The 14,781-nt window shown below is 43.2% G+C and carries 13 protein-coding genes; 5 read left to right on the top strand and 8 right to left on the bottom strand.

Annotated elements, in window-relative coordinates; genetic code table 11:
• Positions 1 to 22 precede the first annotated feature (22 nt).
• From CA267_RS08855 to CA267_RS08825, 7 genes are all read right to left on the bottom strand, one after another.
• Positions 23 to 1,000: a Kelch repeat-containing protein gene (locus tag CA267_RS08855; RefSeq protein WP_075607818.1), complete on the bottom strand. Its 978-nt coding sequence runs from the start codon at positions 998 to 1,000 to the stop codon at positions 23 to 25.
• An 89-nt stretch (positions 1,001 to 1,089) separates the two neighbouring features.
• The gene (gene plsB / locus CA267_RS08850; protein WP_075607819.1) at positions 1,090 to 3,537 is read right to left on the bottom strand and encodes a glycerol-3-phosphate 1-O-acyltransferase PlsB; all 2,448 of its coding nucleotides are present in this window, start codon (positions 3,535 to 3,537) and stop codon (positions 1,090 to 1,092) included.
• Between the two features lie 126 nt (positions 3,538 to 3,663).
• Positions 3,664 to 4,134, bottom strand: a complete 471-nt coding sequence (locus CA267_RS08845) for a GNAT family N-acetyltransferase (RefSeq protein WP_075607820.1) — start codon at positions 4,132 to 4,134, stop codon at positions 3,664 to 3,666.
• Between the two features lie 748 nt (positions 4,135 to 4,882).
• Complete coding sequence (locus tag CA267_RS08840; protein ID WP_075607822.1) at positions 4,883 to 6,595, bottom strand: TniQ family protein; 1,713 nt, start codon at positions 6,593 to 6,595, stop codon at positions 4,883 to 4,885.
• Complete coding sequence (locus CA267_RS08835; RefSeq protein WP_075607823.1) at positions 6,588 to 7,565, bottom strand: TniB family NTP-binding protein; 978 nt, start codon at positions 7,563 to 7,565, stop codon at positions 6,588 to 6,590. Before CA267_RS08835 ends, CA267_RS08840 begins: the two co-directional genes overlap by 8 nt.
• A 2-nt stretch (positions 7,566 to 7,567) precedes the next feature.
• Positions 7,568 to 9,499: a DDE-type integrase/transposase/recombinase gene (locus CA267_RS08830; protein WP_170669042.1), complete on the bottom strand. Its 1,932-nt coding sequence runs from the start codon at positions 9,497 to 9,499 to the stop codon at positions 7,568 to 7,570.
• 88 nt (positions 9,500 to 9,587) lie between these two features.
• On the bottom strand, positions 9,588 to 10,202 hold the full coding sequence (locus CA267_RS08825; protein ID WP_170669041.1) for a TnsA endonuclease N-terminal domain-containing protein: 615 nt from the start codon (positions 10,200 to 10,202) through the stop codon (positions 9,588 to 9,590).
• Between the two features lie 611 nt (positions 10,203 to 10,813).
• Between CA267_RS08825 and CA267_RS08820 the strand changes: the two genes are divergently transcribed.
• The 4 genes from CA267_RS08820 (at position 10,814) to CA267_RS19025 (ending at position 12,717) form a co-directional block, all read left to right on the top strand.
• Positions 10,814 to 11,365 carry a hypothetical protein gene (locus tag CA267_RS08820; protein ID WP_075607826.1) on the top strand — a complete coding sequence of 184 codons (552 nt, stop codon included), beginning with the start codon at positions 10,814 to 10,816 and terminating at the stop codon, positions 11,363 to 11,365.
• 322 nt (positions 11,366 to 11,687) lie between these two features.
• A complete protein-coding gene (locus CA267_RS08815; RefSeq protein ID WP_075607827.1) occupies positions 11,688 to 12,065 on the top strand; it encodes a MerR family transcriptional regulator in 378 nt (125 codons plus the stop codon).
• A 17-nt stretch (positions 12,066 to 12,082) separates the two neighbouring features.
• A complete protein-coding gene (merC, locus tag CA267_RS08810) occupies positions 12,083 to 12,511 on the top strand; it encodes an organomercurial transporter MerC (protein WP_332310867.1) in 429 nt (142 codons plus the stop codon).
• The gene (locus CA267_RS19025; protein WP_075607829.1) at positions 12,499 to 12,717 is read left to right on the top strand and encodes a GDCCVxC domain-containing (seleno)protein; all 219 of its coding nucleotides are present in this window, start codon (positions 12,499 to 12,501) and stop codon (positions 12,715 to 12,717) included. The genes merC and CA267_RS19025 overlap by 13 nt, the downstream gene beginning before the upstream one ends.
• Before the next feature lie 178 nt (positions 12,718 to 12,895).
• On the opposite strand, the gene CA267_RS08805 is transcribed toward CA267_RS19025, so the two are convergent.
• The gene (locus CA267_RS08805; protein WP_075607830.1) at positions 12,896 to 13,792 is read right to left on the bottom strand and encodes a LysR family transcriptional regulator ArgP; all 897 of its coding nucleotides are present in this window, start codon (positions 13,790 to 13,792) and stop codon (positions 12,896 to 12,898) included.
• Between the two features lie 107 nt (positions 13,793 to 13,899).
• Between CA267_RS08805 and CA267_RS08800 the strand changes: the two genes are divergently transcribed.
• The gene (locus CA267_RS08800; protein ID WP_075607831.1) at positions 13,900 to 14,496 is read left to right on the top strand and encodes a LysE/ArgO family amino acid transporter; all 597 of its coding nucleotides are present in this window, start codon (positions 13,900 to 13,902) and stop codon (positions 14,494 to 14,496) included.
• The last annotated feature ends 285 nt before the right edge of the window (positions 14,497 to 14,781 follow it).

Here is a 14,781-nt window from a genome sequence, read left to right as displayed (position 1 = left end):
TTTCCCCATTTAGAAAAGCGGCTTATTTAGCCGCTTTTTTTAGTGCTTTGCTATCAAACACCTGAATATAATTTAGATGAGATCCCTGGGTCGCGACGTTACCGCCTATTACATAAACAGTGTTATTCAACGTGGTGGCTTTACTGTGGCGCGCGGGCTGGAAATTTAATTTAACCTGTTTCCATTTTTGCGACTCAAAATTATAAACATAGGTAGATCCCATGTCTTCGTAATCGCCAAAAGTGAATAAACTGTTTTGCCACACAGCGGCAGAATGGGCGCTTAGCGTCAACGGTAACGGTTCAAGCGTTTCCCACTCGTTGGTTGCAGGATCAAAACGTTCAAATGCCGTTAATGCTTCTTCACCATTGAAACCGCCGACCACATAAATCTTATTATCGTGAGTTACGGCATAAGTGGCCTTTTCTGTCGGCATCGGCGGAGCAAGCGACCACTGATTAGTGGCAATATCATAAACTGCCATCAGCGAGGTTCGTTTCATTTTGCGGGTTTCCCAATCGCGATGACTGCCGCCCACAACGTAAATTTTACCATTTAGATGAACCGCAGAATTAATGCGCGTTGGATAAGGAAGCGGCGCCGCTAACGTGACTTTTCGCGTTTTGGTATTAAACACTTCGACACGACTTTCGTATTTTGCGTCCTCTACCGTGCCGGAGATACCGCCTATCAGATAAATCGAATGGTTGTCATCATACACTGCAGAAAAATATCGCCGGGGAATAACATGATTTTTAAGCACCTGAATATTTTTATTTTCCGGGTCGATGATTTCCACGTCGCCAAGTAAGCCGCCTTTGCCCGACCCACCAAACACATAAATATTGTCGCCGTCATTGGCCAAACCCTCACCATAGCGGCCGGACTCTAAAGCAAAGGTATTTACCTTATACGGCTTAGTTTTTTTGGCCGCACAGCCGGTAACAACAAATAGACAAACCAGTAATGCAGTCAGATAAGTAGAGTACCGTTTTAACATCATCGTCCTTTGGTAATTTTGCTCAAGTGCCTACTGAAGCTGGGAGTAGGAAACCCATCCGCTGGCACGTCCAGCTTTAGCTAGTAGTTTTACTGATGTAGTTCAACATTTTCAAGATGCTGGATTATTTCGGGCCAAACGAGTGCCATGACATCTTTACGTAAGGCTGCACTTTCTTCCGAATATTTCAGGCTACCGTCGGAAGTCGAATCCAGCCAGTGGTTCTCCCTTAACGCTGATATAAAACTGGAAAGCACATTCTTATCATAAAATTCCGGAGAGCTCATGCCATACAAAGTCGACAGACGCTCTGCTACATTACGACTTACTTTTTCCAACTGATTACGGCTGATTACCCGCTCTTTCTCAATAATGGTAAGCACGACCACGTAACGCTGGAAAGTCTCCTGCATACAACGGCTTAACAACCATGCTGAATGAAATGACTTATCATTTGCCGGCGGCGGCAACAACATGTCACCTTCCTGCTTGAGCATTCCCTGATCCACCATCACTTTAATCAAGTGATCAGTATAGGCAAGCGCCTGATCCTGTGTCATATAAATGAAAAGCTCACGTTGCAGCAGAGGATAAAGGGCAGCAACCAACTGAAAAACAGCTGTTTTGGGTGCACAATTATGAGCAAAAACCTTTGCCATTATGACGCCGGGTAAGGCAAATAAGTGAATAATATTGTTCCGGTAATAGGTAAGATATACCGCTGACGCTTCCTGCGGACTGACTAAGCGACCGTAGCCGTCGTCAGAAATTTCGAACCTGTTGAGTTTCAACGTCGCATTCAACATATCTTCTGCGTCCATATTTGGCACCGTTGCATCTTTGCTGTAGGGCGCCTGACGGAACATGGCGAGATAATCACCTAATGCATGAGATAGTTCTGCCACACTCATGGTTTTGGTTTTCGACGACAACAGGCAGAGCGACGTCAGCGCCATACCATTCATTGCCGCTGCGCGATTTATTCCCAGCATGACTTTATTGGCTAAATCATTCACTGTAGGAGTAAGCCAGGTAGGCTTTTTCTCAGGATCAGACGGTAAGGTTTCCCGCCAGTTCGGCACCGACTTTTCTAGAAAACTGTTTAAATGGATAGGTTCACCGAAATTGACGTAACCATGACCATAGTTTTTAAGTTTACGAATGGCAGAGAAGACCTGCCACGTTGATTCCTTCTTTTTACTATTGCCTTTTAGTTCCTTCAGGTAGCTTTTGACTTCCATCACATTTTCGTAGCCGATGTACACAGGCACAATACTCACCGGGCGATTTACGCCTTTTACCAAAGCCTGCATGGTCATGGCGAGCATGCCGGTTTTTGGGGGTATTAACCTGCCGGTGCGACTGCGGCCGCCCTCTGGATAATACTTAACCGAGTAGCCTTTGTTGAACAAGAGTTCCAGATATTCTCTGAATACAGCCGTGTATAGTTTGTTGCCAGCAAAACTGCGGCGCAGGAAGAAGGCACCACCACGGCGGAATATTTTCCCTACCGGCCAAAAATTCAGGTTAATGCCGGCAGCAATATGTGGCGTTACCATGCCTTCGTGATAAATTACGTAAGTTAGCAGCAGATAATCCATATGACTGCGATGGCAAGGAACGTAGATAATTTCATGGCCATTGCGCGCTAGCTCGCGAATCCGCTCGCTGTGTCCGACACTGATGCCGTTATAAATTTTATTCCAGATGCGGGTAAGCAACCGGTCGCCAAACCGAATCAATCCTTCGCGGTAGTCGGCAGCAATTTCATCAACATAACCCAATGCACTTTTTCTGGTTTCCTCGGGAGCAATTTTTTTGGCTCTGGCTTCTTCGCTCATTGCACGTTTTACCGAGTCAGAACCTAGAACTGCGTTATACAATTCCTGTCGCTCCAGCAACGTTGGTCCTGTCATGCTTTGAAACTTCCTGTGAAAGTGAGTACTTGCTACGCGCGCCAGCTTGTGAGCCAGTAGTTTATCACTGCCATGTTGAAGGGACATTGAAGATGCCGACACTGCTTTACTCAGGCTGATAAAGTTATCTCGTCCCAAAAACATGACAATAAACAACTTACGCAACCAACTGGGCGCTGCTCTATCGGTAATTAAATCGCCGATATCAGGTTTACCTTTACCCGGTGCTCGTCCCCATGAGACGAATACCGGCACAACCTGCACATCCAGTTCAGGGTTATCCCGATGCAAATGGATTAAATCGGTAAAGATAGATTCAATATCTGTATCAGAGGCGTGCCGATTAAATAGCGGTTGGGTTTTACGCAGAAACAGACTTGCAGGGTAACTGCGTCCTGCAAGTTCTAGAGATGCCGTCGGGCTGGGAAGGCCCAGCTGATTCGACGCCATGCGCAGTGCCAACTGATCCGTAACTGAGTTCGTCGGCAGCAAATAGATTATGGGTTTGCTTTTATCAATAGCGAGCTCAGTTTCGACATTCGCGGGAATGGTGTGAGCCCTGACAAGCCATTTTACAGGATAATGAAACACTGAAAGCAGCGCTTTGCGCATCCACGACATGAAAAAAGGATCCTGTATTAATGTATCAGACCAAGTGTATCATAAGTGAGTAAGTGTTCCTTACGCCTAACACAAGGTCAAAGGTTCATAATGAAAGGATATTCATCGAGTATCCTTAGGGGAATACTAGAAACGACAGTACCGCATGGCCACGTTACAGCGCGCGTAACCGCCGCCAAACTGTTGCAAAATTTGACCATCATGGGCAAATCCCAACTTCTCGTAGAGGTGAATTGCTGGCTCGCAACGGCTGTTAGTTAACAAAAACAGCGTGTTATAGGCGATTTTAGGAGCCTCTTCGAGCACATGACGCAGGAGCTGCTCACCGATTTTTTTCCCGCGGGCATGTTCGCTTACGCCCATCTTGGTCAACTCATAAATGCCTTCATCCTTTTTCATCAAAGCGCAGGTGCCGACGATACCGAATTCAGGATGTTGAGCAAACCAGATATAACCTTCGTTATCAATAATATAGGTCTGAGGATCGCTTATTACCTTCTCGTCGACCGGCTCCAGGGTAAACATTGTCTGAATCCACTGCCGGTTAATACTATCAAAATAAGGTGCCAGTTCTGGGGAGAATGGAAGAAATTGCATAGTTATCAAGCGAAAGAACCAAATGTGCGCAGATTTTACTTTTCGAACTGCAGAAATACCAGTGTATGTTGTATCAATGGGTGAATTTGCTATTCAATCTAGGCGACGTCCATGCTGCTAAGCAGCGTAGTGACGACGCTGCCCCTGGTCCAAATCTCGCAAAGGCGCTGTTTCTCAACGTAGAAGTAAGGTGGGTCGAAAAGCCAGCACAACGACAGCAACGCCGTAGAAAAGATAAAATATCACCAAGGCCAGAATTCGGAACAGTCATAACTGTTATAAGAAAACTGTTTGCCTTGTCACGGCAGCGAATGTAGTTACCGTTACTTCCGTGCTTTGTTCGCTTTTTCTATATAGGATGTCGCGTTTACAGATAACCAGTGGGTTTGGCCTCGAAGACATTGATATTTATAATAAACACGCCCCTGTACTCGCAAATGTGGGTTCCAGTTTACGAGTGAATTCCCACTGTCGAATTTGTTGAGCTAGAAAGGAGTATTCCAGAAAAACTTTATGCGGATTCCAGCTAAACGCTAAACCGGACGCAAAAATTCTACGATAGCGTTAAACCGGGAGAAAAACGCTAGTCATTTCAGTTAGTAATAACTAAGGCCGCTTGTGGGCAATTTGATCAAGCTATAGAAAAACCACGAAGGTTTCAATATTTTTTGTTGGCAAAAAGTAGATGAAGGCCGCATGGTTCATCATGCAGCCTTCAGCAGGAAGAAGTGAATTATTACTTTTCTATTCAGAACTTGCAGCGCTGTTGAAACTGCTCTAGCGCAGACGTGGATAAGATCGCTGGCTTCTTAGTCTGGTAAAGATATTTTAGTGATCTTGGAGCCTCAAATCTGTGCCATTCTTTTTCAAATTGAGTGATTGCTTTAACTAGGCTGTCGGATTTTTTGTATATGTACAACTTGGACTTGTTATCGGCTGGACTATCGAGAGGCTTGAAGCCTATGTTTTTAAGGTATCTGTGGAGAGTAAGGTGTCCATAAAGTTGAAAACTACACCACCTATCGAGTAGCACATAGTTGCTAACAAATCTCCAAATTTCATCAGGAGAAAATCGGTAGCTGTTCCTAGTCTCTATAATGCGCTGCCAGCCAAATAGGTCGGCCATCATTCTTATCTTCAATGTATCAACGCAGAAGTATGTTGCCAGCTCGGACGGTGAGAGCGAGCGAGTAAATTGCTTAGCTTCATTACAGTGAAGAAGTTCCAAGAGGGCGGTTTTACTTACGGTTATATCTTTGAATATAGGACTCTTTCTATCACTTTGAAGTGGAAGGTCGTTATCCAGAATAAGTTTTAGCGCTTCACCATAATTGAACAAGAATTTATGTGAAATACTGGAAATCGCTGTTATTGAAATCGCATCGCTTTGGCGGTTGGTAAACCTGACTTTTTCAAGAAGTAGAGCAGTGAACGCATCAAGGTGTTTTAACTGGTATACAGAAGACCTACTTATCTTTCCTACAGGCAGCAGGAATTGTTGGGAAACCTCATTTAATTCCTTTGCGGATATACCTAATAATGACGCAGCTTGAGAGTCAGTTAGTGCTGTAACGAGATTTGCATTCGGATCTACGAATTTACGTTCGAAGTTCTTATCAGCAGGCAGGTACATGGGAAGCTGTGGCAATGTGCTTAAAATATTAGGGAGGTTTTGCAACGACTGCTTGTCAGTAAAGCAATACTGATTATTTAAAAGCGATAAGACTGACCGATGATACTGACTTGAGTAAAATGAATCCTGGATTATTGCGTACGCTTGGGGAAATATTTCAGCAGCTTCGGCAGCCCCCATATCACAGCATTTGCTTTGGTGAGAAATGAACACGGAAGGATTACGCAAATACTGGGCGGCGGTGTACAGGGACATCAGGTAAAGCCGAAGTGCTTCATTCTCCAGCCTCAAATGCATAACCTGATGCAAAGGTAATATATCACTGGCTGGTTCAAACGATTTCTGCCAACGGTGACCGCACTGGAAACAGCCTTCAAGTAAGTCAGCATTCCATTTAAGCGACTTTTTGCAAGAAGGGCAGGTGTCGATGAGAGGCACAGAGTGATCAACACAATGGGTGATATGTACCATTTGCCAACTAGCCTTAATATAAGGCTCGGCGCAGCAAAGGCAGTCAGGGCATAACTTGGGCTTCTGAGATGCAATGTCGATTACAGTTCGATAATCATCGTGTTGGTTTGCTGTTGCCTCTTTAAGAGGGCTAAATATCATCTCAAATGCACACTTCAATGTAGGCGCGAGCTTTTCAATGAACTTGCGAAATCGTGAATCTGTAACATCCAGCGATGAAGCAGAATACTTCAGTCCAAGTAATCTAAAAATATCATTTATGGAAAAAAAGCCATTTCGTTTTGCAAGTCTAACTAGAAAGCCTCGAATACTTTCATCATGTTTTGGACGTGGGCGAACAGGAAAATGATCACGCATACAGCCCCCATAGCCTGAGCTTCGCAATCACTTTAGCTTTAGATGCTGTGAAGGGGTTAAACCATTCCTGGTTATCGATCTCAACGTCATTCCGATACTTTTTCTCATAAAGTTGAGCAAGTAACGCTTTGGTTATTTTTTCGGTAGGGGCAGTATGATGAATACAGTCAGTTAGTAACCTTGTAATACGTCGAGGCCTGCCTTTTGTAGCCAGCAAAAAGCGTAGTAAGTTTTCATAGTCAACATCATCTTTGTACTCAAAGTCAGTACCTTCCTCGTTCATTGACTCGCGCAGACATTTAAAAAATGGTGCTTTGCGGCCAAGTACCCCAAGCAACTCGATGATATATTCCATAAAGGCTTCGATATTTTCATTTCCTTTGCAGTTAAAAGCCTCCAGTGTCAGGACTTGCGTAAATCGCTCACCCATTTGCTCATCAATATCTGCGATCCTTTTCACCTTTTCGGGGCCAAGCAACACCCAGCTCGCATTAGTTTTATTAGTGAACTCCTTTAGTAACTTGATATAACCTGAACTGGGAAGCACTGCGCCTGGTAAGCCCTCTTGCGCTTCATCAACGAAAATAACCTTTACATCAAGGGCGTTTATTAACTCGATAACGCGTCTTTTTTTTGATGCAACACTGCCAAGTCGGTGGTCTTTGCAGTGCAGTTGTTCGAGCATATCTTCGTACAAAGCTTCAAAACCACTGCCGCAAATTTCTACATAGATACCGAAGATTGAATCTGTCTCATCTGTATCTGCTCCACTGTGATCGAGTAAGAAGCGCTTAGATAAGGTTGATTTACCCGTGCCTGAGTCTCCTGCGATGATGATGCCGCAGTCTTCGGCGAATCGATAATCGATGTTGTCAGTAATGGCTTGCATGACACTGTCGAATTTATCAACGTAAGAATAGTGCTGCTTGAACTGACTTGCCTCATTGGCAGCGCTAATACAATTTCTCAATGTTATACCTCAAACTTGGAAATAATGGCTTTCTTGCTTCGTTTACGCGAATGCTGTGGCGTATTATCAAATGAACTAGTTTGTTCAACCATTTCAGGTGGGTTATTTATACCCGCCGTATTCTCTTCAATAATACTGTTCAACTCTTCGGGTGTCTTAGGTGATGGAGTCTCTATACTCTGCTGAACAGAGTGGCGAGCTTGCTTGCGTTTTTGTGAGTTCTTCTCCGATTCCGATTGCTTCTGAGCCTTGTATTCTTTAATTTCTTCCAGTATCGGAGCCATGGTTTGCGGCAAGTCAGCTGTATGAACTGTCCCCCTTTTTTTTGCTGCTTGTTTTGCTTTGTGCTCTGCGAGAGAAGTTTTCGTTTTGACCGACGTACATGAAACAGGAAATCTTGTACGTGTAACCGGATCAACGACAGAAATAACAGAGATGTCGAGTTCCGATCTATAAAATTGAACTTCAGGGTTCTTTTGGGACTTCGGGCCACCCAGCTTTTCCCAGAGCTTTAGGAGCTGCCCTTGTGAGTCATTGTAAAACAGGCCATCACGTTGGATACCCTTGTGCGCTTGGATTGTGGCTTTGCAAAGCACACCCCTAAAGTTTTCAAGCTTTTGAATCGTAGCTGGGGGCGGTGGACATAAAAACCCTTCGAGACGGTTACATGCCTGCTGTGGCGTTTCTCCCCCCAGTCCTTTGTGGGGCTTTTGGTGATAATCATCCAAAATATACGCCTCTACCAGTCGCTGTAGCTGGTCTGGCGTTGTGTATGGTGTCGCCTTGATATCCACGGAGTCCTTTATTTCATCTTTACGACGACCAACGTAACCTGGAATTTTCGAACAGCATTTATCGCGAAAGGTTCTGTGGAAGCGTTCTATCAAGGCGTTAAACCAGGAGCGTCCTGCTGGATTCTGATAAGTGTGAACGGCTGCTTCTTGAAGAAACGCTTTAAAGTGATTACTAGAGAAGATCCCAGAGTCGTGTTGTATTTGGTTTGGTATTCCATACAGAGGCCATTCGTTACGGGTGTGACCAGGTTTTGCTTTAGGGCGAATCCCGCTTTTTATCAAGTCAATCGCGCTTGATAGATCTTCCCGACGTTTTTTTGCTACGGAGATGACGTAGCTGAGAATTGCTCTTGTGCATATATCAATGGCGAAAAATACAACAACCAATCCAATGTAATTCCCGTCGTCATCACGCAGCGCTAGATTCAAATGTACGGCATCAATTTGAACTAATTCCAATGGCCGTTCGGCAACAAAATGTTCAGTAGAGTTTCGATAACGTTTAACGGCTACTGAATAGCCCTCTCTTGCAATACAAACATCAACAGGGTCGTAATTATTGAGCATCTCGTAGCAAACGGATCGACAAATCCCTTTAACAGACTGCCTGTCTTCGTCCGGCAGTTTTAAAAGTTCGTGCTGAAACGCCCTATCAAACTTATCGAAGGTTTCCTTTGCTGATAATGCTCCGTCTCCAATGGGCTTCAAATAATACTCATCAACGACATCATGAAACAGGTCTTGCACCCAAGCACTAGCCTGCCGTCCCCGCTTTTTTCTGCAAGGGTTGACCAGTGCAGCAAAATTACGGTTCACTTCGGGGCTTTGGAACTTTTTGTACCAGTTATAAAGCGTTGAGGTTGATGGTTTATTTTTGTCAATGTCTCCCCGCCTCGCAGCTACTGTATCTATAACTTGTTTGAGCGTTTCACGGCTGCAAGGATTCTCCTCACTGAGCAGAGGGGTAATATAATCGTCGTATTTTTGTGCAAGAAGGCGGTCATCTTCTGTTACTAGTTCACTGTGATTTACCAAGATTGTGCTCGGCTCAGCCTCTTGAACTAAACCGTTCTGAACATCGTTGTAGAACTCCTCGACACAGATGGTTGCAGGAGAAGGTACGCCCTCAACTTCTAGCACGATGTACTTTCCCCCGAAACACTCCAGCGTTGCCTTCTTGTTTCGGTATAGAAATGTTGAACCGACGGTCATAGTAGGAGAATACATACTATGCTGCCCTCTTTTTGAGTAAGGACTCTGGGTTTAACGGGCTAAGAACATCCCACGTGAAGCTGTTGTGAGCGACCAGACGCATGGCGATAGTGAACGAAGAGTGGGCTACCTCAGATAGCTCTCTGAAAGACAATATTGATGGAGTTATAGAGAGAACCGTTTTCTCCTGGTCTGTGAGAGGCTGGCGACGAAAAGGATAGAGAGACTGATAATTTTTTATCTGTCCTCCTGCATAAATGTCTTTATCAGAAAGCAACCTAAGTTCATGACCAACAACTTTGGGAAACAGCTCTTGGAGTACCTGAAACTTTTCTACGTTATGAACGCTCTGGAGTCTGTCGAGCGGCTTAACTTCGACACTCTGATAGTCTCCGTTCGACATCATCTTTAAAATGTCGGGAGTATAACGCGTCTTACGGTTATTAAGCCGATAGGTCAATGTGAACGGCTGGGTGGTATAGCGAAGCACTGAGTCATCAAATTCGCATAGCAAGAGCGCGTGGCTCTCCATTGCGCTTTCGCAATACATCCGCGCTTCGTTCTTGAATGAGCTAAACCCTATTAGGCGTAATATTTTGCTGGTATGTGGCAGCTTACGTTGTCGGTACATGACATGGCTCTCCGCGAATAGGCATGTTGCTATCTCGCAAAAAAGCATCAAGCTGCTTTTTGTTCTTATTATGCTGCGACGTCCAAGATGATTTTTTGCACAAAAAATGCGCTCATTTCTTGAACTATAGACATTATTTGCTACGTTTAAAGGTTGGGTAACAAAAAAATTAACACCTGTCGAAGATGAAATCACCTTCGCAATCATGAAATTTCTTATTTTCTGCAAATTAGAGCAAAAACTCATCAAAACGCCCTCAAACTGTTTGATTATTGGTCGTCCTGACATCTTTTTTTAAGTTTAAATCCCATTTTTTTGTTAATGCAAAAAAGTTTTGATGAAAATTTTTTGTATAGTTTTTAATCTTAGGTGTTTTTTAAGTAACTGAAATATATAAGCAAAAAAAATTTTTAAATATTATTATCTCATCAGACCAGTTAAAAATGCATTTAATCGAAAGGCGTATATATGCATAGGCATAAATTTGAGTGTAAATGACTTCTATTTTTAGTTGAAGGAACGCTCTTAGAAACATTTTTTGTGAGTTTTATTGAAAATTTCTTTATCATGCTTTTAATGAGAAAAATTGTGATAATTATCACAGGGGTGACATGGCAACTCAGCGATTCTATGTTTCAACAGCAGTAGTCAAAGACTTTAGTAAAGTAGTAGAGAGATTAGGGCTTGTGAAAAAGAGCTGGTATTCGAAGTGCTTGTTTAAAGAAGTAGACAACCTATGGTTCGTGCATCGGAGTAAGAAGCATAGGGATGAGCTACAGCCCAACTCCGCTGTTGCACAAGCTTTTCTTACACGACGTCAAAGAGGGAAAGATCCTTTTTACACGAAAGATGTGAAGACCATTTATTGTGATATGCCAGCTGAGAAAGTAGAGGAATATAAGCGTGCCTGTGATTTTTTCAGAGTAAGTAAAGATGCGCTGATAGAGTTTGCGTTGGCAGAAGGCGTGCGTCGTGTAACAAGCGCGAAGTTTCGTGGAAGAGGAAGGCAAGATAGTTTTGAATTGTATTACTTAAGGCATTTCATTACAGAGCCTGTAGTAGATATCGACAAGATATTTCGTATGAAAAATGCACTCTTTTGCGATGACGGAATTATCCCTAAGTCGTTTAAGAAGAAATTTCGCGAAAGTGCTAAACGTTAAATTATTATACGTTACAGCTATCAAGGACGACCTGACAGGCAGCAAAGAGCGAATAAAGGGTATGGGTTTAATTGAATCTGAATGACAGCTTTGCTCAAAAAGTAACCTTCAAGTAGATTGATCAATATTTGATCTGACATCTTCAAAAACAGAACGCGACTAAAACTGACAGTCGCTTGTGTACATTTAACAGCCGTTAGACAATAATTTTTAGTTTCACTTCAGAGTTTACTTATTATATGACTACTGAGCATTTGGCGATTCAGTTCAGCACTGGTCTAATAATGAAAGACTGAGGCTAGCTGTTTTAGAGAATCCGCTTATGAAAACCATTGGAAAGCTGGCTAAAGAACTAGACATCAACGTAGAAACAATCCGATTCTATGAACGTAAAGGACTTATCGTACAGCCACTAAAACCTGATTGTGGTTATCGCATGTATGGCGACAACCATGTGAGTCACCTTAAATTCATATTAAAAGCTAAAGCCTTGGGCTTTACACTTGATGAAGTCGCTTCGCTCATGACGATGAGTGGAAACTGCTCTGATGTCGAATCGATGGGATTACAGAAACTTAAGTTGATTCGAGAGAAAATTGCTAATTTGCAGCGGTTAGAACATGTGATTCAACATATGACAAATTCTTGTAAAGCCAACCATGACCCTAGTTCCTGCCCAATTATAAATTCGCTTAATTAACTATTGACTCCGTACCTATGTACGGAGTTTATACTGCCTCAAAAGTAGAGGTAATTATGATGAATAAAATTCTAGATAAAGTAGGCTCTGGTGGCGTTTGGCTAGCCGCACTTAGCTGTACAGCATGTTTCCCAGCACTTGGTTCACTAGCATCAGCTCTAGGACTCAGTTTCCTATCACATTTTGAAGGGATAGCGGTTAATACTTTATTACCATTGTTTGCTGCGCTCGCTTTATTGGTCAACTCGTACAACTGGTATCAACATGAGCATGTGGTAAGGGGCATATCAAGTGTAATTGGCCCAATTGCAGTATTGCTGACTCTTTATCCACTGTGGCAATACCACTGGAGCACTTACTTATTTTACTTTGGGATCACATGGATGGTATTCATGTCACTATTGGATGTCGTTAAGCCAGTTAAGGAACCCGTATGCAAGGTATAGAATTGAAATCTAAGATTACTTGTCCCGAATGCGGCTTTAGCAAGGTCGAGACCATGCCAACAAACGCTTGCCAGTGGTATTACAAATGTGAGGGATGCAATGCGCTACTCAAGCCTTTAATAGGTGACTGTTGCGTTTATTGCTCTTTTGGGACTGTTAAGTGCCCGCCTATTCAAGAAGGAAGTAGTTGCTGCAATAAATCTTAACGTCTGCTAATGGCATAACTAGGAAGTCCTATATCAACCTCCTGAAGGTCTGCTGTTTGTCTTAAGGGAGATCATCGTATTATCGGTGCTGACGGGCTGCAAGCCGCTCGTTGCTGCCTGTTCGGCTAGGTTGAAACTTCTCAGGAGATATGTCAGATCGAGTATGAGCCACTACACTTCAAGCGATTTTTATTAAACGTTCAGTTGCGACACTAATTGCATGTTTCCTTAACACTGTTAAAGGAGGACTTTCCGCTTCCCAGCAATGCCAGTATAAAGGCGTATCCAAATGGTAGTCTGGCATAAGGTTAACAAGTTCCCCTTTCTCAATTGAATTTCCCAACTGCAAGATAGGAAGAAGCCCATATCCCAACCCTGCAAGCATAGCCTGCTTAAATCCTTCTGGTGAGGGGCAAATGTGGGTATAGCTAGGGGCTGAATCGTTCAGGTGTGCGAGAAATTCATGTTGCAATTTATCGTGCTCATCAAATACCAAACATGGAAGGTCTGCAAGTTGTTGTGGAGATGTAATGTCGTAACGCTTTATGAAAGAGGGGCTACATATAACCTGATAGCGTAAAGCTCCCAGCTCATATGCCTTACTGCCATTTACAGGGTTAGCATTTGAGCATATACAAACCATGACTTCTCCAGCCCTCATCCTTTTCAGTGCGACTGTTTGGTCTTCCGTTAAAATCTCAAACCTGTAATTAAATTTAGAATTTTCCTGAGGAACTGTTAACGCTTCAGGCAGCCATGTTGCTAAGGAGTCAGCATTTGCTACAAGCTTAACGGTTATAGGCAAGCAATTATTATAATGGAAGTCACTGCTTTTCAGGTTCAAGGATAATTCGAGCTGTTGAACCTGTTGTAGATGAATCAGCAATTTGGTTCCCAACTCAGTGGGCTTAGGCGGCTTTGTTCGAATCAGGACGGGTTCACCCAGCAAAGACTCCAGGTGGTGTATGCGTCTGCTAACAGCAGACTGTGTCAAAAACAACCTCTTAGCGGCCTTTTCGAATCCCTTTTCCGAGACTACTGCGAATAACGCTTCAAGCAACTGATAGTCGATCATGATTAAAATTCATGTGTGGATAGTATTATTCATTAGACGCATAGTATTGCACTGAATACAGTTACGCCAATCATTTGAATGTTTTCTGGTAACGAGGTGGTGCTCAGGTGTCTTTTGTATCAGGTTTAATTTTAGGGTTGAGCTTAATTATTGCGATAGGCGCTCAGAATATATGGGTGTTAAGTCAAAGTATGGCAGGCGCAAATAGGCTGGTAATCGCTTTAGTGTGCATTTTATGTGATGCGTCACTCATCGTTATCGGCGTGTACTCTGCAAGTGAATTACAGGAATGGATACCAGAGTTTGTGCCCTGGTTCACATGGGCGGGGATTGCATTGTTGCTCTATCTAGCTTTTGGTTCAGCGTTGCGAGCGTACAATGGCTCCTCAGCAATGCATACTACTCAAACGGTTACCACTGATTGGCGAAAAACTGCATTTACCGCACTGGCAATAAGTTTACTCAATCCTCATGTTTATTTAGACACGGTACTTTTGCTTGGAGGTGTTGGGGCGTTACAACCAAATCCGACCTTATTTGCGATTGGTGCATGTGCTGGCTCAATTGTTTGGTTCGTAAGTTTGGTATCATTTTCCCCAAAACTTAAGCGATTACTTAGCTCTACATTCCGGTGGCGTGTTTTTGATACCGTCATTTCTATATTGCTTTGTATTGTTGCCCTTCAGCTCTTCACTTTCACTTGAGTATTATATTTTTGAACATGACGCTAATACTTCTCTAAAAAGGTATCGGTAATTCTAGCGATTCATTGGTACTACATTAATGTAATAGTAAAGTGAACAGGGCCGACTCCGTTGGGAAACTTATTATTTTATTGCGCTTACTGTTTGAAGCTGAGCGATGAACGCGCACCTAAGCTCACGGAGCCTCGGGGATTTTTTATCCGCCAAAAAGAATCTGCTTATTAAAAAGTAGGTGAAACAATGTCAGGTTCCTTTGTTACTCATCAGTGAGCGAGCTATCAATAT

The sequence above is a fragment of the Alteromonas pelagimontana genome (assembly GCF_002499975.2).
GTDB classification, from domain to species: Bacteria; Pseudomonadota; Gammaproteobacteria; order Enterobacterales; family Alteromonadaceae; genus Alteromonas; species Alteromonas pelagimontana.
This window is presented reverse-complemented; position numbering and strand designations above follow the sequence as displayed.